Source organism: Nocardiopsis metallicus, assembly GCF_014201115.1.
Lineage (GTDB): Bacteria > Actinomycetota > Actinomycetes > Streptosporangiales > Streptosporangiaceae > Nocardiopsis > Nocardiopsis metallicus.
Genome location: NZ_JACHDO010000001.1, coordinates 3696362 through 3716997 on the forward strand (window position 1 = coordinate 3696362; position 20636 = coordinate 3716997).

19 protein-coding genes and 2 tRNA genes are annotated in these 20636 nt (G+C 69.2%); 4 read left to right on the forward strand and 17 right to left on the reverse strand.

Annotated features, from left to right (window positions below; all coding sequences use genetic code 11):
- Nucleotides 1-147: 147 nt before the first annotated feature.
- The 5 genes from clpX to HNR07_RS16110 all read right to left on the reverse strand — a co-directional run bounded on the left by clpX (nucleotide 148) and on the right by HNR07_RS16110 (nucleotide 5138).
- Entirely contained in the window at nucleotides 148-1428 is a 1281-nt protein-coding gene (gene clpX / locus HNR07_RS16090) for an ATP-dependent Clp protease ATP-binding subunit ClpX (protein WP_017583487.1), read from the reverse strand.
- Nucleotides 1429-1733: 305 nt separating this feature from the next.
- Nucleotides 1734-2390, reverse strand: a complete 657-nt coding sequence (locus HNR07_RS16095; protein ID WP_017583488.1) for an ATP-dependent Clp protease proteolytic subunit — start codon at nucleotides 2388-2390, stop codon at nucleotides 1734-1736.
- 44 nt (nucleotides 2391-2434) lie between these two features.
- Complete coding sequence (locus HNR07_RS16100; protein WP_083926859.1) at nucleotides 2435-3052, reverse strand: ClpP family protease; 618 nt, start codon at nucleotides 3050-3052, stop codon at nucleotides 2435-2437.
- A 323-nt stretch (nucleotides 3053-3375) separates the two neighbouring features.
- Nucleotides 3376-4836, reverse strand: coding sequence for a trigger factor (gene tig, locus HNR07_RS16105; protein ID WP_184365697.1), 1461 nt, complete (start codon nucleotides 4834-4836; stop codon nucleotides 3376-3378).
- A 227-nt stretch (nucleotides 4837-5063) separates the two neighbouring features.
- Nucleotides 5064-5138: transfer RNA gene (locus HNR07_RS16110), tRNA-Pro, on the reverse strand.
- A gap of 117 nt (nucleotides 5139-5255) precedes the next feature.
- On the opposite strand from HNR07_RS16110, the gene HNR07_RS16115 reads away from it, so the two are divergent.
- A tRNA-Gly gene (locus HNR07_RS16115) sits at nucleotides 5256-5329 on the forward strand.
- 189 nt (nucleotides 5330-5518) lie between these two features.
- On the opposite strand, the gene HNR07_RS16120 is transcribed toward HNR07_RS16115, so the two are convergent.
- The gene (locus HNR07_RS16120) at nucleotides 5519-5782 is read right to left on the reverse strand and encodes a hypothetical protein (RefSeq protein ID WP_184365698.1); all 264 of its coding nucleotides are present in this window, start codon (nucleotides 5780-5782) and stop codon (nucleotides 5519-5521) included.
- 213 nt (nucleotides 5783-5995) lie between these two features.
- On the opposite strand from HNR07_RS16120, the gene HNR07_RS16125 reads away from it, so the two are divergent.
- Nucleotides 5996-6499, forward strand: coding sequence for an adenylyltransferase/cytidyltransferase family protein (locus HNR07_RS16125; RefSeq protein WP_184365699.1), 504 nt, complete (start codon nucleotides 5996-5998; stop codon nucleotides 6497-6499).
- 186 nt (nucleotides 6500-6685) lie between these two features.
- On the forward strand, nucleotides 6686-8548 hold the full coding sequence (locus HNR07_RS16130; RefSeq protein WP_184365700.1) for an ABC transporter ATP-binding protein: 1863 nt from the start codon (nucleotides 6686-6688) through the stop codon (nucleotides 8546-8548).
- 47 nt (nucleotides 8549-8595) lie between these two features.
- Here HNR07_RS16130 and HNR07_RS16135 read toward each other — a convergent pair whose 3' ends face one another.
- The 11 genes from HNR07_RS16135 to HNR07_RS16185 form a co-directional block, all read right to left on the reverse strand.
- A complete protein-coding gene (locus HNR07_RS16135; RefSeq protein ID WP_184365701.1) occupies nucleotides 8596-9360 on the reverse strand; it encodes an AfsR/SARP family transcriptional regulator in 765 nt (254 codons plus the stop codon).
- Nucleotides 9361-9433: 73 nt separating this feature from the next.
- Complete coding sequence (locus tag HNR07_RS16140) at nucleotides 9434-9991, reverse strand: (2Fe-2S) ferredoxin domain-containing protein (RefSeq protein ID WP_312894065.1); 558 nt, start codon at nucleotides 9989-9991, stop codon at nucleotides 9434-9436.
- An 85-nt stretch (nucleotides 9992-10076) separates the two neighbouring features.
- Nucleotides 10077-10958, reverse strand: a complete 882-nt coding sequence (locus HNR07_RS16145; protein ID WP_184365703.1) for a M23 family metallopeptidase — start codon at nucleotides 10956-10958, stop codon at nucleotides 10077-10079.
- Nucleotides 10959-11000: 42 nt separating this feature from the next.
- Nucleotides 11001-11219 (reverse strand): Rv0909 family putative TA system antitoxin, encoded by a 219-nt coding sequence (locus HNR07_RS16150; RefSeq protein ID WP_184365704.1) that lies wholly within the window; start codon nucleotides 11217-11219, stop codon nucleotides 11001-11003.
- A 124-nt stretch (nucleotides 11220-11343) separates the two neighbouring features.
- Nucleotides 11344-12684 carry a magnesium transporter gene (mgtE, locus tag HNR07_RS16155; protein ID WP_184365705.1) on the reverse strand — a complete coding sequence of 447 codons (1341 nt, stop codon included), beginning with the start codon at nucleotides 12682-12684 and terminating at the stop codon, nucleotides 11344-11346.
- Between the two features lie 275 nt (nucleotides 12685-12959).
- Complete coding sequence (locus HNR07_RS16160) at nucleotides 12960-14063, reverse strand: PP2C family protein-serine/threonine phosphatase (protein ID WP_184365706.1); 1104 nt, start codon at nucleotides 14061-14063, stop codon at nucleotides 12960-12962.
- Between the two features lie 513 nt (nucleotides 14064-14576).
- Complete coding sequence (locus HNR07_RS16165) at nucleotides 14577-15044, reverse strand: ribose-5-phosphate isomerase (protein ID WP_017583501.1); 468 nt, start codon at nucleotides 15042-15044, stop codon at nucleotides 14577-14579.
- Between the two features lie 100 nt (nucleotides 15045-15144).
- Entirely contained in the window at nucleotides 15145-15291 is a 147-nt protein-coding gene (locus HNR07_RS16170; protein WP_017583502.1) for a hypothetical protein, read from the reverse strand.
- 126 nt (nucleotides 15292-15417) lie between these two features.
- Complete coding sequence (locus HNR07_RS16175; protein ID WP_184365707.1) at nucleotides 15418-16839, reverse strand: aldehyde dehydrogenase family protein; 1422 nt, start codon at nucleotides 16837-16839, stop codon at nucleotides 15418-15420.
- 146 nt (nucleotides 16840-16985) lie between these two features.
- Nucleotides 16986-17141, reverse strand: a complete 156-nt coding sequence (locus HNR07_RS16180; protein WP_017583504.1) for a hypothetical protein — start codon at nucleotides 17139-17141, stop codon at nucleotides 16986-16988.
- A gap of 27 nt (nucleotides 17142-17168) precedes the next feature.
- Entirely contained in the window at nucleotides 17169-17804 is a 636-nt protein-coding gene (locus HNR07_RS16185; protein ID WP_184365708.1) for a mycothiol-dependent nitroreductase Rv2466c family protein, read from the reverse strand.
- A gap of 237 nt (nucleotides 17805-18041) precedes the next feature.
- Between HNR07_RS16185 and pepN the strand changes: the two genes are divergently transcribed.
- Entirely contained in the window at nucleotides 18042-20585 is a 2544-nt protein-coding gene (gene pepN, locus HNR07_RS16190) for an aminopeptidase N (protein ID WP_184365709.1), read from the forward strand.
- Nucleotides 20586-20636 lie beyond the last annotated feature (51 nt).

Below are 20636 nucleotides of genomic sequence, written 5' to 3' on the forward strand. Positions count from 1 at the left end.
CCCTTGGCCGCGCTCCGGTTCCGCGTCCTCCCCATGGCCGCCCCGGCGGCGCTCAGGGCCGCCCAGACGCGAGAAGGGGGCGCCCCCTCGAGAAGGGGCGCCCCGAATCCCACTGGTGCCTGCGGCGGCCCCTCAGGGCCGCCGCGCTCAGGCCGACTTCTCCTGGGGGTCGTCGTCCGCCTTCAGCTGGGCCCGCGGCACGATCGTCGGATTCACGTGCTGCTCAACCGCCTCACGGGTGATGATCACCTGGCCCACGTCCTCCCGGCTGGGCACCTCGTACATCACCGAGAGCAGGACCTCCTCGATGATGGCGCGAAGACCGCGGGCGCCGGTCCCCCGGATGATGCCCTGCTCCGCGATGGCCTCCAAGGCGTCCTGGGTGAACTCCAGCTCCACGTTGTCCAGCTCGAACAGCCGCTGGTACTGCTTGACCAGGGCGTTGCGCGGCTCGGTGAGGATCTGGATCAGCGCGGCCTTGTCCAGGTTGTGCACGCTGGTGATCACCGGCAGACGGCCGATGAACTCCGGGATCATCCCGAACTTGAGCAGGTCCTCCGGCATGACCTCGCCGAACAGAGCGGTTCCGGCCATCTCGCTCTTGGGCCGCAGCACGGCGTTGAAGCCCATGCCCTGCTGCCCGGTGCGGGACTCGATGATCTTCTCCAGCCCCGCGAAGGCGCCGCCGCAGATGAACAGCACGTTGGTGGTGTCGATCTGGATGAACTCCTGGTGCGGGTGCTTGCGTCCGCCCTGCGGGGGCACGCTCGCGGTGGTGCCCTCCAGGATCTTCAGCAGCGCCTGCTGCACGCCCTCACCGGACACGTCGCGCGTGATCGACGGGTTCTCGCTCTTGCGGGCGACCTTGTCGACCTCGTCGATGTAGATGATGCCGGTCTCGGCCTTCTTGACGTCGTAGTCAGCGGCCTGGATCAGCTTCAGGAGGATGTTCTCGACGTCCTCGCCCACGTACCCCGCCTCGGTCAGCGCCGTGGCGTCCGCGATGGCGAAGGGAACGTTCAGGATCTTCGCCAGGGTCTGCGCCAGCAGGGTCTTGCCCGAGCCGGTCGGACCCAGCAGAAGGATGTTCGACTTGGCGATCTCGACGTCCTCGCCACCGGGACGCTCGGTCTCCGAACGCACTCTCTTGTAGTGGTTGTACACCGCCACTGAGAGGGCCTTCTTCGCCTGCTCCTGCCCGATCACGTAGGAATCGAGAAAGTCGAAGATCTCCCGGGGCTTGGGGAGGGAATCCCACGTGAGCTCAGTGGCGTCAGCGAGTTCCTCTTCGATGATCTCGTTGCACAGATCGATGCACTCATCGCAGATGTACACGCCGGGGCCAGCGATGAGCTTCTTCACCTGCTTTTGGCTCTTACCGCAGAATGAGCACTTCAGCAGGTCCCCGCCGTCGCCGATGCGTGCCACCCAGCCACTCCTCAAAACTAAGGCCGCCCCGTTCCCGGCCTGCCCGGCACGGAACGGACGGAAGGCGCGCTTCCGTGTATCCGTTCACGACCTGGCCAGCCACGAACGGGGCGATCTGTGTGTCGCTCTCCGCCAGACTAAGCGAAAAACCGGACCGGCTTCACCACCGGGCTGCCCCAGGCGGGTCAGAAACCGGCCCGGCAGGTACTTCTGGCAACCTGATTCCTCTTGCCGGGAACGTTCTCACGAACATCCGAAGCGAACGTGGGACCCCTTCCCGGCGAGGAACACCGACCGCCGGTGCCCTACTTCAGGGAAGCCTTGCGGTAAGGCAGCACGAAGTCGATGAGACCGTACTCGACGGCCTCCTCCGCGGTGAGGATCTTGTCCCGCTCGATGTCCTTCGAGACCTGCTCCTGGGAGCGACCCGTGTGCTTGGCCAGAGTGGTCTCCAGCTGCGTACGGATACGGGTGATCTCGTTGGCCTGGATCTCGATGTCACTGGCCTGACCGTGCATACCCTCGGTCGCGGGCTGGTGGATCATCATCCGGGCGTTGGGCAGGGCACCACGCTTGCCCTTGGTGCCGCCCGCCAGCAGGATCGCGGCGGCCGACGCGGCCTGTCCGATGCACACCGTCTGGATGTCGGGGCGCACGAACTGCATGGTGTCGTAGATCGCCATGAGGGAGGTGAAGGAACCGCCCGGCGAGTTGATGTACATCTGGATGTCCCGCTCGGAGTCGAGCTGCTCAAGCGTGATGAGCTGGGCCATCAGGTCGTTGGCCGAAGTGTCGTCGATCTGGACGCCGACGAAGATGATCCGCTCTTCGAAGAGCTTGTTGTACGGATTCATCTCCTTGACGCCGTACGACGTACGCTCCACGTAGGACGGCAGGACGTAGCGGCTCTGGGGAGCCATCGAGGCCGCGCCGCCGATGAGACTGGGGTTGAACTCGGTCATTTCACGCCTTCCACGCACTGCGCCGATTCATGGACTGGGCCAGGTCAGCTGGTCACGTCGAGGGTGCCCTCGAGCACCTCGTCGATGAAGCCGTAATCCTTGGCCTCCTGAGCCGTGAACCAGCGGTCCCGGTCGGCGTCCTTCTCGATCTGCTCGACCGACTGCCCGGTGTGCTCGGAGATCTTCTGGATGAACATCTTCTTCACGTACATCAGCTGGTCAGCCAGAATCCGGATGTCGGAGGCGGTGCCCCCGATGCCACCGGAGGGCTGGTGCATCATGACGCGGGTGTGCGGCAGCGCGTAACGCTTGCCGGGAGCACCGGCGCACAGGAGCATCTGGCCCATCGAAGCGGCCATACCGATACCCACGGTGCGCACGTCGTTGGGGATGTACTGCATGACGTCGTAGATCGCCATGCCCGCCGTGACGGATCCGCCAGGCGAGTTGATGTACATGGTGATGTCCCGCTGGCGGTCCTCGGCGGACAGCAGCAGGAGTTCACCAACCAGGCGGTTGGCGATGTCGTCGTCGACCTGCTGGCCGAGGAATACGATTCGCTGGCGCAACAGGCGCTGAGGCGTCTGCTCAATAAAAGGGGAAAGCTGCGGATCCGACGTACGAGCGTCGAATCGCGTGGACTCATCAAAGGTCGGCGGCACTCTCGTCACCTGCTCCGGAATCGAAACGGTTGCGATACAGCGACACTAACGCTGACAGACGCCAGGCTCGTCCGGATACCGCCCCTGTTCGCTTTGAGCGCAGGGTGCGGCCCGCCGGGAACACGCCCTTTACCCTCTCAGCGAACACAGGGCTCCACCAGTGAACACGGCCCAGAAGCGTATTGCGGCGGATTCACGACGAGGCCGCGGGGGTCGCGGCCGCGGACAAACGCGAACGGGCCCCGACCGACCCGGTGAAACGGATCGGTCAGGGCCCGTGAGAGCTCCGCCAGCGCCCCTCAAGGCACTGAACGGCCTGCGAACTACTTGGAGTCGGCCTTGTCGGCGTCCTCGTCGTCCTTCTTGTCCTCGTCGACCTCAGCGGTCTCCTCGGCCTTGTCGGCCTCGGCGACCTCGGCGGAGGCAGCGGCGGCGGCCTTGACGGCCTCGGCCAGCGCGTCCTCGTCAGAGGCCTCGACGATGTCCTGCTCGACGGCGTTGCCGTCCTCGTCGGTCACCTTGGCACCGGCCAGGACCAGGTCCATGGCCTTGCCGCGGACGACCTCGGTGAAGGCGACGCGGATCTGGTTCGACTCGACCAGGTGCTGGGCCAGCTGGTCCGGGCTCACGCCCATGCGCTGGGCCTGCTCGAACACGTACTGGCTGAGCTCACCCTGGTCGGCGCTCAGGTCCTCCTGGAGGGCCAGCTGGTCGAGGATGAAACCAGCCTTGACCGCCGAGTTGGCGCCGGTCTTCAGCTCCTCCTCGAACTCCTCCTCGGTCTTCTCCTGCGACTCGAGGTAGGCCTCCTTGGTCAGACCGCTCTGGGCGAGCTGCTGCTCAAGGCTCTGGCGACGGCGGGTGATCTCCTCGTCGACGACCGCGTCGGGCAGCGGGATCTCGACGGACTCGATCAGCTTCTCCAGCGCCTTGTCACGGGCGGCGGACAGCTGCTGCATCCGACGGACGTCGGCCATGCGCTTGCGCACGTCCTCACGCAGCTCGTCGATGGTGTCGAACTCCGAGGCCAGCTGGGCGAACTCGTCGTCCAGCTCGGGCAGCTCCTTGACCTTCACCGAGTGCACGGTGACGGTCACGTCCGCCTCCTTGCCCTCGTGCTCACCACCGACGAGGGTGGTCTTGAAGGTGGCCTCGCCACCGGACTCCATGCCGCGCAGGGTCTCGTCGAGGCCCTCCAGCATGGTGTTGGTGCCGACCTCGTAGGAGTAGCCGCTCACGGCGACGTCCTCGAGCTTCTCACCGTCGATGGACGCGGCCAGGTCGATGGAGAGGTGGTCACCGTCCTCGACGGGACGGTCGGCGCCAACGAGGGTGGAGAAGCGCTCGCGCAGGGTGCCGATCTGCTCGTCGATCTGCTCGTCGGTGACGGTCGCGTTGTCGACGGTCACCTCGATGCCCTTGTAGTCCTTCACCTCGAACTTGGGTCGGATGTCGACCTCGGCGGTGAAGGCGAGCTCGTCGTTGTCCTCCAGCTTGGTGACCTCCACGTCGGGCTGGCCGAGCGCGAAGATCTCCTCCTTCTGGATGGCTTCGTTGTAGAGCTCCGGAACGGCGTGGTTGACCGCTTCGCTGATCACCGCGCCGCGGCCGACGTAGCGGTCGATCAGCCGCGCCGGCGCCTTGCCCGGGCGGAAGCCCTTGATCCGAACCTGCTTCGCGAGCGACTTGTAGGTCACGTCGAAAGCGTGCTCGAGCTCCTCGAAGGGCACCTCGATGGTCAGCTTGACCCGGGTCGGGCTGAGCTCCTCGACATCGGTCTTCACGGGGCGGTACTCCTAGGTTTGCCGGCTGGTGTCCGCGTCGGCCCGCAGGCGCACCACACAAACGGCGAATGCACGCGCGCACCCCGGTCAGTGAGGACCACGTTCTACTGGGGTGCCCTGCGACGGGCTGGGACTTACAGTTTCCTGCTGATCGCACCAAGTCTAGGGCAGATACGCAGGGGGCCACGGCGCACGGCCCGAAGGCCGAACCACCATGGATGGTTTCGTCGGGGTGGCGGGATTCGAACCCGCGGCCTCATGCTCCCAAAGCATGCGCGCTAACCAAGCTGCGCTACACCCCGTTGCCGGACGTGGACACACTTTCCCGCAATCGGGTGTGCGACCAACCCCCCGGAGACTGTACTCTTGTCTCCGTCGGCTCAACGAGTCTAGAGGAAACTCAAGGGCTCCGATGCCACGCGGGCGTAGTTCAATGGTAGAACCCCAGCCTTCCAAGCTGGTCATGCGAGTTCGATTCTCGTCGCCCGCTCCACCCGAAGCGAGCTGTGTGCCCCCCGGCACCAGCTCGTTTCACCGTTCCACCAGGGGGACGACCCCCAAACCCCCGCTCCACTCGAAGCGAGCCGCGCACCCCCCGGCACCAGCTCGTCTCACCGTTCCACCAGGGGGACGACCCTCTGGGCCCTGCTCATCGTGCCGAGGACACCAGAGGACCGAGGCCCTAGATCCGCTCCGCGACGGACACTCGGAAGTGGAACTCGGTCGTGGCACCGACCACGTTGACCAGATACGAGTCCTCCGAGTTCCGGAAGACCTGGCGATCCCGCTCCGACCACGGATGGTTCGGTGCGAAAGTCCTCGTCATGGCCAGCGCCGCACTCCTGGCCTCCTCACGGTCGGCGTGGTCGCCCCGCACCGTTCCCACGCCCCAGCGCGCGCTCTGTCCATAGTTCACGCTCTCCTCGACGATGACCACCCAGGCCATGTACGCCCCTTTTCTTAGGCTGTGTCCTGCGGAGTGGGACTCACCTAGGAGCGAAGCGGTTCCCGGTGACACAACACACAGTCAGAACATCGTTCGGTTCTGCCGCCACGAGAGGCGGAATACCCGGCTCCAACGGGTACGTTGACCTTTCGGGCGGACCCGTCAGCGCAACCGGACGCGGGCGCCCCTCGGGTTCGGCGAAACGGGGGCCAGATGACGGACACAGAAGGCACGGACGAGGTGGCCGAGCCGCTGAGCGCGCTCTGGTTCCAACGACCGGAGGCGCTGGAGCGGCCGGTTGTGGTCACCGGTGTCTTCGACGTCCTGCACGTCGGACACGTGCGCTTCCTGCGATCCATCGCCGAACGCGGACTGCCGCTGGTCGTGGGCATCGAGTCCGACGAGCGGGTCCGGGCCTGGAAGGGCCCCGGCCGCCCGGTCAACCCAGCCGAGGAGCGGGCCGAGACCATCGCGGCGCTGTCCTGTGTGGCCGGTTCCTTCGTCATCGAGGGACCGCCGACGGTCGCCGACTGGGCGGCCTACGCCGAGCTGCTGCGGCCGCTCGTGCCCGCGGCCCTGGCCTTCACCGTCGGCGACCGCTACACGCAGGCCAAGATCCGCGGAGCGGACGCCCTCGGCGCACAGGCCTGGGAGCTCCCCTTCACCGCCGGTCGGTCCACGACCGCCGCGCTCGGCCGCCTCGCACACTCCCTCTAGTCGCGGGCACCGACCACCGGCCACCTCTGGGGCCCTCGCCCCTCGACCAATCCTTGGGCCCCGCGGCGCCGAATCCCCTGGTACCGGGGCCTTCCGGCAGAGCAGGACACGCGTACGGGAAGCTGTACCGCCGCTCCGGTGTTGAGGCCTGGGTGGCGACGTGGTGAACGAAAGACGAGGCTGCCGATGATGTCAGGGAGGCCCTCCTACAGGGCATTGGTCAACGACGGAAGCGCGCGGGGGCAGGAGTTGCCCCCGGGGATCACCAGGCGCATCCTGTCCTACGCGACACCGCACTGGCGATCCATCCTGTTCTTCCTCGCGGTGACCTCGGTGGGTGCCGCCGTCGTCGTGGCCAACCCGCTCCTGCTGAGGGCCATCATCGACCAGGGCATCATTCCGGGGAACACCTCGCTGGTGGTCTGGCTGGCGGTCGCCGCGGCGGTCCTGGCGCTCCTGGAGGGCGTCATCACCCTGACCGGTAGGTGGCTGTCCTCCCGCATCGGCGAGGGTGTGATCTACCTCCTGCGCACCCAGGTGTTCACGCACGTGCAGCGGATGCCGATCTCCTTCTTCACCCGAACCCAGACGGGTTCGCTGATCAGCCGCCTGAACACGGACGTGGTCGGCGCCCAGCGGGCCATCACCTCGGTGCTGCAGTCGGTGGTGTCCAATCTGATCAGCGTGGTCGCGGTGCTCATCACGATGCTGGCCCTGTCCTGGCAGGTGACCCTGCTGGCGCTGGCTCTGGTACCGCTGTTCATCGTCCCCGCGAAGCTGCTGGGCCGCAAACTGGCCAACATCTCCCGCGACGCCATGGACAACAACGCCGCGATGAGTTCCCTGATGACCGAGCGGTTCAACGTCGGCGGGGCCATGCTGGTCAAGCTGTACGGGCGCCCGGACGAGGAGTCCCGCGGCTTCTCCGGCATCGCGGCGCGCGTGCGCGACCTGGGGGTCCGCCAGTCCGTGATCGGCGGTCTGCTGTTCACGATGCTGGCCACCATCACGGCGCTGGCGATGGCGATGGTCTACGGCGTGGGCGGTGTGCTCGCGGTGGACGGCGCGTTCGAGGTGGGCACGCTGGTCGCCCTCACCACGCTGCTGGCGCGGCTGTACGGGCCGATCACCACGCTGTCCAACGTGCACGTGGAGATCATGACCGCGCTGGTCTCCTTCGACCGGGTCTTCGAGGTGCTGGACCTGGAACCGCAGATCAAGGAGAGCCCGGACGCGAAGCCGTTGCCCAGGGGTCCCCTGAGCGTGGAGTTCGACCGGGTGTCCTTCCGCTACCCGGGCACTTCGGAGACGTCGGTGGCGTCGCTGGAGCTGACCCCGCAGTCGGAGGTCGCCGAGGACACCCAGGTACTGAGCGAGGTGTCCTTCCGCGCCGAACCCGGCCAGATGGTGGCCCTCGTGGGCCCCTCCGGGGCGGGCAAGTCCACCCTCACCCACCTGGTTTCGCGGCTGTACGACCCCTCCGAGGGCTCGGTGCGGATCGGTGGACTGGACCTTCGGGAGGCCACCGGGGACTCACTGCGCGAGGCCGTGGGCGTGGTGACCCAGGACGCGCAGCTCTTCCACGACACCGTGGGCGCCAACCTGCGTTACGCGAAGCCGGAAGCGACCGACGGGGAGTTGGAGGAGGCCCTGCGGATGGCGCGGCTGGGTCCGCTCCTGGCGCAGCTCCCGAACGGCCTGGACACGATGGTCGGCGACCGCGGGTACCGCCTCTCCGGCGGTGAGAAGCAGCGTCTGGCCATCGCCCGGCTGCTGCTGAAGGCGCCGTCGATCGTGGTCCTGGACGAGGCCACCGCACACCTGGACTCAGGATCCGAGGCCGCGGTACAGGAAGCACTGGCCGTCGCTCTGGAGGGGCGGACCTCATTGGTGATCGCGCACCGGCTGGCCACCGTCCGCGAGGCGGACCAGATCCTGGTGCTGGAGGACGGGCGCGTCCTGGAGCGCGGCACACACGAACAACTGTTGGAGGCGGGTGGCCTGTACACCGCCCTCTACCGCACCCAGTTCGCGCCCCAGTCCCGTTGACCGAACCGGGGGTCGCCGTCTCCACCCGGCACCCCCGGAGAACGCTCTCAGGGACCGGGTGAGGGGCCGTCGCCGCGCCCACCCAGCAGTCGCTGGTGGAGCGCTCTCATGCTCTTGCCCGGCACGGTGCCGAGCTGGGCGGCGAGCAGCCTCCGGTACTCCTCGTGCGCGGTCAGCGCCTCACCCCTGCGGCCGTCCGCGGCCAGGACGGCGACGAGGAGTTCCCGCAGGCGTTCACGCAGCGGGTGGTCGGCGATGAGCTCCTCGAGCTCGGCCAGGTGGACTTTGCGCTCCGTGGCGTCCGAGGAGCCCAGTTCCGCGGCGACGAGGTCCTCGCGGACACCCAGGCGGATCCGTTCCAGACGGGCGACGGCGGGGACCGCGAAGGGCAGGTGGGCGGTGTCGGCCAGCGGTGCGCCCCGCCACAGTGACAGCGCCTCCCGCAGCCGCTGCGCGGCGTCCTCGGGGTGCCCGTCCCGTAGGGCTCCCCGCCCCTGGACCGCCAGGCGCTCGAAGCGGGCCGCGTCGACCGCCTCGGGTGGGAGCGCGAGCCGGTAGCCCTCGGGTTCGGAGCGCAGCGCGTGGGGTTCGGGGAGCGTGCGGCGCAGTCGGGTGGCCAGGGAGTGCAGGGCCGTGTGGGGGTGCGCCGGGCCGCCCTCCGGCCAGAGCGCCTCGCTCAGGGCGGTCGGCGAAACCACTCCCCCCACCCCCAGAGCCAGGCGAGTGAGCAGGACACGCAGCCGGGCGCCGCCGATCCCCGTCTCCCGGCCGTCGGCGACGACCCGCAACGGGCCGAGCACTCCGATGCGCACCGGTCCATTGTCCCGCCTGCCGTCCTCGGGCCACAAGCGGTCACGGCGGAGCGCTCTGCGGGGGCCTTCCGTCCTAGCTCTTCCCGGACTCGTCCTTGCGGGTCCGGTCCTTCCCGGACCCGCCCTTCCCGCCCTTACCCGCGCCCTTGGCCTTGTCGGACTTGTTCTTCCCCGGGGCCCCGGGCGGAGCGGTCCGGGAGCGGAGCGCCTCGGTCTCCTTCTTCCTGGCCTTCTTGCGCGCCTTCTTCTCCTTCTTGGCCGATTTCTCCTTGGCCTTCTTGCGTTCCTTCTTGGCGGCCTTTGACTGCTTGGGCTTCTTGTTCTTCTTCGGCTTCTTGGCGTCCTTGGAGGTCACGTGTTCCTCCAGGACGGCCGGGAGCGGGGCGATGCCGGGTCCGCCGTCGAAGATCCAGTCGTCCACGGCGTCCAGGAGCTTGTCCTCGGTCATCTGGCCGAGCCAGACGGGGCGGCCTCCGGCGGCCCGCCCCTCCTGGGAGGGCTGGACCACGACGACGTTGGCCTGGAAGCAGATACCCAGGCATTTGCTCGTACGGACCGGGACGCGGCGGGCGGAGTGGTCGTCGATGGCACTGAGGCGAGCGAGCTGGGCCTTGTGGTCGACCCCGGGCACCTTCTTCTTGGTCCCGCAGCAGCAGCCCCTACAGACCGTGAGCCTGCAGGGCGCACCATCGATCGCGTTCACCGCGCCCCGCCTCTCATGAGGTTCGCCTTACCTGACTGTCAGGGTAATCTCCCGCCGAACCGGCCCGACCAGGGGGAACACCGTAGTGGTCGGTGACCTCCACCGGACGCCAGGTCTCGGGCAACCCTTCGGCCTCCGGGGAACCAGCGTTCCAACCGCTCGCCCAGACCATGGGCAGACCGGCGGCGAAGAGGGGGTGACGCAGATCCATCAGCTGTATCCGGACCTGCGGCTCGGTGCAGGCCCCCGAATTCCCGCACCGGGCGATCCGCTGGCCTAGTGCCACCCGGTCCCCGGGCGCGACCGTGATCGAGCCCCGGCGCAGATGGCCCAGGAGCACGTGGGCGCCGTCGATGTCGATGATGACGTGGTTGCCCAACAACCCGGACGGGCCGCGCAGTTCGCGCAGGGTGTTCTCCAGGACGCTGCCGAAGAGCCAGAGCCAGGAGTTTCGGCTGCGGTGGTCCCGCTGCCGGTCGTGTACGCGGACCACCGTGCCTTCCGCCGGGGCGTACACCGGGGCGCCGAAGGCCGGGAAGTCCCGCGGGGGGCGGCTGAGCGGGCGCCAGGCGATGTCCGGGCGGGTACCGTCCTCGGCGACCAGTCCCAGCGCGTAGGTCTGCCCGTAGGCGTGCGTGCCCTGGCTGGGGACGTTGTCCACGGGGCTGGTCAGTGCCATCCAGCGGCCGCGGACCGGCGGCGCCAGGACACGCGGGGCGCAGCGCGGGGTTCCCAGGCGCAGGTTCACGGCCAGAGCCACCACCAGCAGGGTCACGCCGACCCACCAGGAGAGACCGAGGTAACCGGCCAGCAGGGCGGTCATCGCCAGCCACATCAGGGGCATGCGGATCCTGGCCAGAACGACGGGGAGGGGACGCGGAGCGGGTGAGGGCATCCCCCCATTGTGGACCCGCCCACCCGCTCCCCGCCCGGGACACTAGCCCTTGTCCTTGTCCTGGCTCTTCTTGTTCTCCTGCGCGCGCTTGCGCAGGTAGTCGGTCGCGGCCCCGGCTCCCTTGTCGATCTTGTCGTCGTGGGCGCCGCCGGTGGCCTTCTTGGCGGCCTCGGCCGCCTTCCCGACAACCCCCTCGGCCTTGTCAGCGTGATCGTTGACGGCCTTCTTGAGCCGATCGAACGTGTCTCCGGTATCAGACATAGACCCCCTCGGCCTCTTACTTGCCCGGGACGTGACCAGTACTAACGGCGCCGGTCACCTTCGTCGGAACGGCCCCGGCCCCGCTCGGAGCCAGCGCGGCCCCATCAGGCTTGCGCCCCCACGGTCACAGGCCCAGAACCATGCGGGCCACGGAGAAGTAGATGAGCAGACCGGTCGCGTCCACCAGCGTCGCGACCATCGGGGAGGAGACCACCGCCGGGTCCACGCCCACCTTGCGGGCGAGCAGGGGCATCGCGGAACCGATGATCGCCGCCCAGGTACAGATGGCGATCACCGACAGGGCGACCACCACCGCGATGTCGAACCCGACCAGCAGGGTGCCGATGGCCAACGCGACCCCGGCGAGCGCCACTCCCAGCAGGAGGCCGACCCGACTCTCCTTCCAGAGCACCGAGGGCAGGTCCCGCACCCGTACCTCGCCGACGGCGAGCGCGCGCACGATCGCCGTAGCCGACTGCGCGCCGACGTTACCGCCGGTGCCGATCAGCATCGGGACGAACATCGCCAGCGCGGTGACCTCCTCCAAGGTCGCCTCGTAGACCTGCATGACGTTGACGGTCAGGGTCGCGGCCGCGATGAGCAGCAGCAGCCACACCACACGTGCGCCCACCAGGCGCAGCACCCCGACGGACACGTAGTGGTCGTCGATGGGGCTGGCACCGGACTGGCGGGCCATGTCCTCGGAGTCGGCCGCCTCGATGACTTCCAGGGCGTCGTCGAAGGTGAACAGGCCGACGAAGCGGTCCTCGGAGTCCACCACCGGCAGGGAGACCAGGTTGGCCTCCTGGATGAGTCGAGCGGCGTCCTCGACCGGTTCGCTGGCCCCCACCCGGGGGGCGAACACGTCCACCAGATCCTTGAGGACGCGGTCGTCGTCGCTGACCACGAGGTCGCTCAGGGTGATGGTGCCGACCAGGCGGCGGCCGTCGCTGACCACCGGCAGGGTGTAGATCGTCTCGGCGTCGGCTCCTTTGGCACGCACCACTTCCAGGGCGCGGCCGACCGTGAGGTCCCGGTGCAGGATGACGGTCTCCGGTGTCATGTACCGGCCGACCGAGTCCTCCGGGTACCCCAGGAGCGCGGCGGTCATCTTGCGTTCGGCGGGGCTCAGTCCGGCCAGGGCCCGGGTGGCGATCTTGGCCGGGGCCTCCCCGATGAGGCGGGCCCGGTCGTCCGGGTCCATCTCCTCCAGGATGTCGTGGAAGTCGGTGCCGCGCAGTCCGAGCAGGATGGCCTGTTGTTGGCCGGGGTCGAGCTCCTCGAAGACCTCCAGCTCGCGGTCCTTGTCCAGGAGCCGGAAGGGGATGATCGCGTCGCGACCGGGCATGCGGGCGAGTTCGTCCGCGATCTCGTGGGGCCTGTGTTCGGCCAACCAGAGCCTGATCCCGGTCAGGTCGTTGTCCTCGACCAGATCTGTGAGTTCTTCAGCGCGCTCGCCGTCCATGCGAAGCACCCCCTTGCGTCTCCATCGCCCGGCGGGCACGCCCGCGGGGCCGCGAAATCTGGGAAGTCCGGGTCCTTTCGGCGGGACCTGGTCCGGCCCCTCGTCACTGGCGTGGTGGGCCGTGCGGGCGTCGGCGCCCAGGGGGCGAAGAGGGCGGGCACGGCGGTCCGGGGACGGGTACGAAGAGCCTCGTACCGGGGTCGGGGAACATGTCGACCCTACCGTCAGGAACGGCGGGGCGGCTCACCCCCTGCCGGTGGCGGAGGGGCTCGGGGTCAGGTGCGCCAGAGGACCACGAGGGCGCAGTCGTCGTTCTTGTCCTTGCTGAGGGTGTCCACGACCTCGCCCGCACCGGTGGCGAAACCCTGGGTGACCAGCGTGTCGGCGGCGCCCAGGAGGCGGTCGATGCCCGCGTCCAGGTCCTCGCCGGGGGTCTCGATGAGGCCGTCGGTGCAGAGCATGATGGCGTCGCCGGGGCGCAGTTTGCCCTCGACTGAGGTGTAGGTCATCTCCGGGATGACGCCCAGGACCACGCCCTTGGCCTCTGTGGTGCTCCACACACCGCTGCCGCTGTCGTAGTGCAGGGCGGGCGGGTGTCCGGCGGAGGCGACCTGGTACTCGCCGGTGTCGGTGTCCACGCTCAGGTGTACGGCGGTCACGAAACCCTCACCACCGCTGTTGCGCATCAGGTAGTCGTTGCAGTGGGCGAGGAAGTCGCGGGCGGGCACCGCCCCGATCAGTCCGCTGAAGGCGCCGGAGAGCATCAGGGCGCGCGTCCCGGCGTCCACTCCCTTGCCGGAGACGTCGACGACGGCGATGTCGAGCCGGTTCTGGCGCCGTATGGAGACGACGAAGTCCCCGCCGAAGGAGGAGCCGCCCGCCTGGCGCAGGACGGCGGTGCGCCCCCAGCCGGAGGGGACCTGGGGGAGTTTCCCCTGGTCCCGCAGGCGGTCACGCAGATCCAGCAGCATCATCTCGCCGCTCAGGCCCTGGACGCCGAGGCGTTCACGCACCCCGGAGAGCAGGTAGGACAGAACCCCGGTGATGCCGATGGTGACCAGCAGGCCCGGACCGACCTGGCCGAAGCCGAGCCGGAAGGCCAGGACCAGGAGAACGGCGGCGACCACGCCGAGCAGGAAGGCCAGGCTCTTGCGTTTGAGCAGCAGTCCGCCGGCCAGCACGGTGAGGATGACGGAGCTGGGCGGGAACCACGCGGTGGGACCCCAGCCAGCGCCCACGCCGATCCCCACCGCGATGGCGACGAGGGTGATCAGGACGAGCCGGTAGCGGAACAGCACCTTGCGCCGGAGCACCGCGACGATCCGCTGCACAGTGGATCGCAGCCATCGGGTGGTCCTGGCGGTCGGTGTGGCGTTCATCAGTCCTCAAGGCTCGGCACACCCGCTCTGGCCGCGGGGGTGTTGCTGGTCGTGGTACGGCACACCGGTGCGCTCACGGTCGCGTCGGGGCCTGGTCTGGCGTCGGCGGGCCTGGGCGGTGTGTTGGGGGCACGGCCCGGATCGGGGTGGCTGGGTCCGCCTGGGGCGGGCACCGCTGCGTAGAGGACAACGCCGTGTCGCGGACGACGACGGCCCGCCGCTGTGCACGAACTGTAGCGCCTGCTCTACGGCCGTGGCACGTACCACCAGCGGCGTTCCACCCCATAACCCCGGGTTTGGGTTCCGCCTAAACCCGGCTGCGCGGGGATGGAGCCGCGCACCCGACCAGGTTCCCACAACGCCCCCGGCGGGGACAGGTCCCCGGCCCTCGAAGTGCGAAAGCCCCCGGGCACCGGACTGGATTCCAGCGGGCGCACGGGGGCGGAGGTCCGGCCCCGCCCAGAGCCGGAGTCCGGGGCGGGGCGGGGCGCGGGCCGAAGGTGACTGACTGGGTTACGGAAGCGGGGGGAGCTCGCCGGTCTGCTCGTAGTCGCCGAGCATGGCGATGCGGCGGGTGTGCCGCTCCTCGTCGCTGTACGGGGTGGCGAGGAAGAGCTCGACGAACCTGGTGGCCTCCGCCAGGGAGTGCATCCGACCGCCGATGCCGAGCACGTTGGCGTCGTTGTGCTCACGCGCCAGCTTGGCGGTGTCCTCGCTCCAGGCCAGGGCCGCACGGACGCCCTTGACCTTGTTGGCCGCGATCTGCTCCCCGTTGCCGGAGCCGCCGATCACGATCCCCAGGGACCCCGGGTCCTTGGCGACGCCCTCGGCGGCGCGCAGGACGAAGGGGGGGTAGTCGTCGACCGCGTCGTAGACGGCCGGACCGGCGTCGACGACCTCGTGGCCGTTCTCCTTCAGCCAGGAGACGAGGTGTTCTTTGAGCTCGAAGCCCGCATGATCTGATCCAAGGTAAACACGCACGTCACCAGTGTGACAGCTCCCGGGCGCAGACGACGCCGCGCCCCACCCGGTCGGTGGACCGAAAGGGGCGCGGCGTTCGTCGTGAGGGTCGCCGGGCTGGTCAGGCACCAGCGGCGGCAGCGGCGACGCTCAGACCGAGGACGGCGAAGCCGGCCATCGAGAGGATCGCGATCAGGTTGTACACGAGGATCGACTTGAGGTCCTTACTGAGGGGACCTGCCTTGGAGACCGCGGGCTTGTTGCTCAACTCACACCTCGTTTGGGTTCGACCAGGGGATGACCAGTCGGAATTTTTCCATACCGCACAACGCGCGTGTCACCGGGTCCGATTCCGCTGAAGCGCGCTATGCGACCGTGACACCGAGCACAGCGGTCACATCTGTACGGCTTTGACCTCGCAGAACTCCTCCAGGCCGGACAGTCCCCACTCGCGGCCGTTGCCGGAGCGCTTGTATCCACCGAAGGGCGCGCGGGGGTTCAGGGCGCCGCCGTTGAGTTCGACCTGGCCGGCCCGCAGGCGTCGGGCGACGGCCAGCCCTTCGTCGGGGTCACCCGACCACACGCCGGCGCTGAGCCCGTAGACGGTGTCGTTGGCGATCTCGACCGCCTCCTCGACCGTGTCGTAGGCGATGAGGGCGAGCACCGGCCCGAAGATCTCCTCCTGGGCGATACGCATGTCGTTGCGCACGTCGGCGAAGACGGTCGGACTCACGTAGTAGCCGCTGTCCCGTCCCTCGACCGGTTGGGAACCGCCGGTGACCAGGCGGGCGCCCTCCTGCACACCGAGGTCGACGTAGGAGCGGACCTTGTCCAGCTGGGCGGCGGATACCAGCGGGCCCATCCGGGTGCCCTCGTCCGCGGGGTCACCGGGAGCGTACTTGGCGGCGGCGGCCGCGGCCAGCTCCACGGCCTCCTCGTAGGAGTCGCGGTGCACGAGCATGCGGGTGAGCGCGTTGCAGCTCTGCCCGGTGTTGCGCATGACGTCGGCCACACCGCGCTTGACGGCCTTGGTCAGGTCCGCGCCGGGCAGGATGACGTTCGGCGACTTGCCGCCCAGTTCCAGGGCGACCCGCTTGACCGTCTCGGCGGCGACCTGGGACACCCTGGTCCCGGCGCGGGTGGAACCGGTGAAGGAGACCATGTCGACCTTGGGGTGTGCGGCGATCGCCTCGCCCACCACCGGGCCGGTGCCCGAGACGAGGTTGAACACGCCCGCGGGCAGCCCCGCCTCGTCGAGGACCTCCGTCAGCGAGTAGGCGCTCAGCGGCGCGACCTCGCTCGGTTTGAGGACCACGGTGTTGCCCGCGAGCAGGGCCGGGACGACCTTGAGGACGATCTGGTGCAGCGGGTAGTTCCACGGGGTGATCGCGCCGACCACGCCGATCGGCTCGTGCACCACGAGGGAGGTGCCGACCCTCTCGCCGGTGAAGTAGCGCTCCCCGTGCTCCTCCACCAGGTCGACGTAGGTCTTGAACATGAGGGAGGGCAGCCCGGCCTGCACCTTGGCGGCGAAGGTGGCGGGGGCGCCGATGTCGCGGGTGAGCACGTCGGCGATGTCGCCGAGCCGCGCGTTGAACAGCTCCAGCGCCTTGGTCAGGTGGGTGACGCGCTGACCCGGGGTGAGCGCGGACCAGGCGGGAAAGGCGGCGGCCGCGGCGTCGACCGCGGCGTCGACGTCGGCGGCGGCGCCCGCCGGGACGGTGTCGATGACCTGCTCGGTCGCCGGGTTGACCACGTCAAGGGCCTCGTTGGAGGCGGAGTCGCACCAGGCGCCGTCGATGTAGAGGGATCGCATGGACCCCACTGTCGCAGAACGTGATTCGGGTTGGCCAGAGCGGGGACGCGCCGGGGACGCCTCCGGGGCCGGTACCCGTGCTTTGACGGATACCGGCCCCGGACGGGACCGTCGGCGGGTCGGACCCCGTGCCGGAAGGACGCCGGTCAGCCCCAGTGCGGGGGGCGGTCGGAGATCAGCCGCGCGGTGGAGTCCTCGTCGCTGTCGCCCCAGCCCTCGGAACGCTCGTCGCTCGTGGTGTCGGGCAGCAGATCGAGGTCGTCGAGGAAGGTGGCGCGGCGGTCGTCGTCAGGCCCTGGCATGGGTCCTCCCGGGTAGCGGATCGGTGATCAGTCGAAGATGGGGGCGCGGGTGCGGGTGCGCTTCAGTTCGAAGAACCCGTCGGTGCCGGCGACCAGGCGCACGCCGTCCCACAGCTTCCCGGCGTCCTCGCCGCGCGGGACGGGTGTGACGACCGGCCCGAAGAACGAGGCGCCCTCCACCTGGACGACGGGGGTGCCGACGTCCTCGCCCACCAGCTTCATCGCCTCGGCGTGCGAGGCGCGCAGGGCCTCATCGTATTCGGTGGAGTCGGCGGCCTCCGCCAGGTCCGCAGGCAGGCCGGCGTCGGCCAGCGCGGCGCGGACGGTGTCCAGGGTGCGCGGCTCGTCGTTGTTGTGGAAGCGGGTGCCCAGGGCGGTGTAGAGACCGCCGAGTACCTCGGGGCCCAAGCGCTGCTCGGCCGCGACGCACACGCGTACCGCCTGCCAGGAGCGGGCGAGGGATTCCCTGTACTCCTCCGACAGGTCGCGCCCCTCGTTGAGGACGCCCAGGCTCATCACGTGCCAGCGCACGCTCACCTTCCGGACCTTCTCCACCTCCACCAGCCAGCGGGAGGTGATCCAGGCCCAGGGGCAGGCCGGGTCGAACCACATGTCGGCGTAGGCGGTCTCCTGCTCACCCGGCTGTGCGGGGGACTGGGTCATCGCTGCTCCTCGTCTGGGACGGTCGAAGTCCGGGGCGGGGTTCGGCGGGGACCGGCGACCCCGCGCCCCTGGGCGTCAACCATGGCGATCGGTTGCGCATTCCACCCCGGCGCGTGGCAGGATCGATGCGACTACACAGACCTCCGGCCCGACGGCGCCCACCCAGGCGGCGGGATCGCCGTGGTCGACAGACGATTTTCCGGCCGGCGAAGGCGGCGGCCGTGAAAGGAGCGTGGCGTGGCAGGGAACCTGACACGGGACGAGGCCAAGGAGCGGGCGCGCATTCTCAGCGTCGACTCCTACGCCGTGGAGCTGGACCTGACCACCGGGGACGAGACCTTCCGGTCCACCACCGTGGTGCGTTTCTCCAGCACGGAGCCGGGCGCGCGGACCTTCGTCGACCTGGCCGCGCCGAGCGTTCGCAGCGCCGTGCTCAACGGCCGCGAACTGGACCCGGCCGAGCTGTTCGACGGCGAGCGGCTCGTCCTCCCCGACGTGGCCGCCGAGAACGAGCTGACGGTGGTCGCCGACGCCGCCTACATGCGTACCGGCGAGGGCCTGCACCGGTTCGTGGACCCGGTCGACGGGTCGGTGTACCTGTACAGCCAGTTCGAGACGGCCGACGCGCACCGCATGTTCACGTGCTTCGACCAGCCCGACCTCAAGGCCACGTTCGAGCTGACCGTGTACGCGCCCCCGTCGTGGGAGGTCGTGTCCAACAGCGCCCCGGACGTGGAGCGCGAGGCGGCGGGCGAGGAGCGGGTGCGCTGGCACTTCCCCGCCACGCAGGTGATGTCCACCTACATCACCGCCCTGATCGCCGGGCCCTACCACGTGGTCCGCGACGAGCACGACGGCATCCCGCTGGGCCTGTACTGCCGCGCCTCGCTGGCCGAGCACCTGGACGCGGACGCGCTGTTCGAGGTCACCAAGCAGGGCTTCGACTTCTTCCACGGCCTGTTCGACCTGCGCTACCCGTTCGGCAAGTACGACCAGCTGTTCGTGCCCGAGTTCAACGCGGGCGCCATGGAGAACGCCGGTGCGGTGACGTTCCTGGAGGACTACGTCTTCCGCTCCCGCGTCACCGACGCCCGCTACGAGCGCCGCGCCGAGACCATCCTGCACGAGATGGCGCACATGTGGTTCGGCGACCTGGTCACCATGCGCTGGTGGGACGACCTGTGGCTGAACGAGTCGTTCGCGACCTACGCCAGCGTGTACTGCCAGGTCAACGCGACCCAGTGGTCCGACGCCTGGACGACCTTCGCCAACGTGGAGAAGGCCTGGGCGCTGCGCCAGGACCAGCTGCCCTCCACGCACCCGATCGCCGCCGACATGGTCGACATCCAGGCGGTCGAGGTCAACTTCGACGGCATCACCTACGCCAAGGGCGCCTCGGTGCTCAAGCAGTTGGCCGCGTACGTGGGCGTGGACGCGTTCTTCGCGGGTGTGCGCGCCTACTTCAAGGAGAACGCGTTCGGCAACACCGAACTGAAGGACCTCCTCAAGCACCTGGAGGCCGCCTCCGGCCGCGACCTGTCCGGCTGGTCCAAGGAGTGGCTGGAGACCACGGGCGTCAACACCATGCGTCCGGAGTTCGAGGTGGACGCGGACGGTGACTTCACGTCCTTCGCGATCCTCCAGGAGGCCGACCCCGAGCACCCGACGCTGCGTTCGCACCGTCTGGCCGTGGGTCTGTACGACCGCACCGAGGACGGCATCGTGCGCCGCGAGCGCGTGGAGCTGGACGTGAGCGGGGCCCGCACCGAGATCACCGAGCTGGTCGGCAAGGCCCAGCCGGACCTGGTGCTCATCAACGACGACGACCTCACCTTCACCAAGATCCGCCTGGACGAGCGCTCCCTGCGCACCGTGGTGGAGGGCGCAGGTGAGATCCGCGAGTCGCTGCCGCGCGCGCTGGCCTTCAGCGCCGCCTGGGACATGACCCGTGACGGCGAGATGGCCGCCCGGGACTACGTCGCCCTGGTGATCTCCGGAATCAGCGGCGTCAACGACGTCACGGTCGCCCAGACCCTGCTCCGCCAGGCCTCGGGGGCGCTGTTCAACTACGCCGACCCGGCCTGGCGCCCGTTCGGTTTCGAGCAGCTCGCCGACCGCCTGAGCGCCCTGCTCTCGGCCGCCGAGCCCGGCAGCGACCTGCAGCTGGCCTACGTCAACGCCCTGGCGGACGCCGCCGTGACCGACGCCCACCTGTCGCTGCTGCGCGGCCTGCTGGACGGCGCGATCACCGTGGACGGCCTGGAGATCGACACCGATCTGCGCTGGACCCTGCTGCGCCGCCTGGTCGCCGCGGGCAAGGCCGGGGAGACGGAGATCGCCGCCGAGCTGGAGGCCGACCCGACCGCCACCGGGCAGCGCAACGCCGCCGGTGCCCGGGCCGCGATCCCCACGGCCGAGGCCAAGGAGACCGCCTGGGAGCGGATCGTGGGCGGCGACCTGGCCAACGCCGAGTTCCGCGCCACCCTGCTCGGCTTCACCGAGCCGCGCCAGGCGGAGCTGTACCGCCCCTACATGGAGCGCTACTTCGCCCAGCTCGCCCCGGCCTGGGACAAGTGGACCGGTGAGTTCGCGCAGACCTTCGCCGAGGTGGTCTACCCCAGCCAGCTGGTGGAGGAGGCGACCCTGGAGCGCACGGACGCCTACATCGCCGAGAACTCCCCGGCTCCGGCGCTGTACCGCCTGCTGATCGAGGGCCGGGCCGGGGTGGAGCGCGCGCTGCGCGCCCGCGCCAGGGACATCGCCGCCGGTAAGGAGAGCTGATCGGGCCGGTCCGCCGTCGGCCCACGGGCTGAGGTGACCGGATGAGCTGAC

What these genes read in the sequence shown, in the direction of transcription:
- HNR07_RS16125 (WP_184365699.1), top strand. Translation starts at nt 5,996, where the DNA reads ATGACGGACACAGAAGGCACGGACGAGGTGGCCGAGCCGCTGAGCGCG.
- HNR07_RS16160 (WP_184365706.1), bottom strand. Translation starts at nt 14,063, where the DNA reads ATGAACGCCACACCGACCGCCAGGACCACCCGATGGCTGCGATCCACT.
- mgtE (WP_184365705.1), bottom strand. Translation starts at nt 12,684, where the DNA reads ATGGACGGCGAGCGCGCTGAAGAACTCACAGATCTGGTCGAGGACAAC.
- HNR07_RS16120 (WP_184365698.1), bottom strand. Translation starts at nt 5,782, where the DNA reads ATGGCCTGGGTGGTCATCGTCGAGGAGAGCGTGAACTATGGACAGAGC.
- HNR07_RS16150 (WP_184365704.1), bottom strand. Translation starts at nt 11,219, where the DNA reads ATGTCTGATACCGGAGACACGTTCGATCGGCTCAAGAAGGCCGTCAAC.
- HNR07_RS16185 (WP_184365708.1), bottom strand. Translation starts at nt 17,804, where the DNA reads ATGACCCAGTCCCCCGCACAGCCGGGTGAGCAGGAGACCGCCTACGCC.
- HNR07_RS16145 (WP_184365703.1), bottom strand. Translation starts at nt 10,958, where the DNA reads ATGCCCTCACCCGCTCCGCGTCCCCTCCCCGTCGTTCTGGCCAGGATC.
- HNR07_RS16180 (WP_017583504.1), bottom strand. Translation starts at nt 17,141, where the DNA reads ATGCCAGGGCCTGACGACGACCGCCGCGCCACCTTCCTCGACGACCTC.
- HNR07_RS16130 (WP_184365700.1), top strand. Translation starts at nt 6,686, where the DNA reads ATGATGTCAGGGAGGCCCTCCTACAGGGCATTGGTCAACGACGGAAGC.
- HNR07_RS16095 (WP_017583488.1), bottom strand. Translation starts at nt 2,390, where the DNA reads ATGACCGAGTTCAACCCCAGTCTCATCGGCGGCGCGGCCTCGATGGCT.
- HNR07_RS16175 (WP_184365707.1), bottom strand. Translation starts at nt 16,839, where the DNA reads ATGCGATCCCTCTACATCGACGGCGCCTGGTGCGACTCCGCCTCCAAC.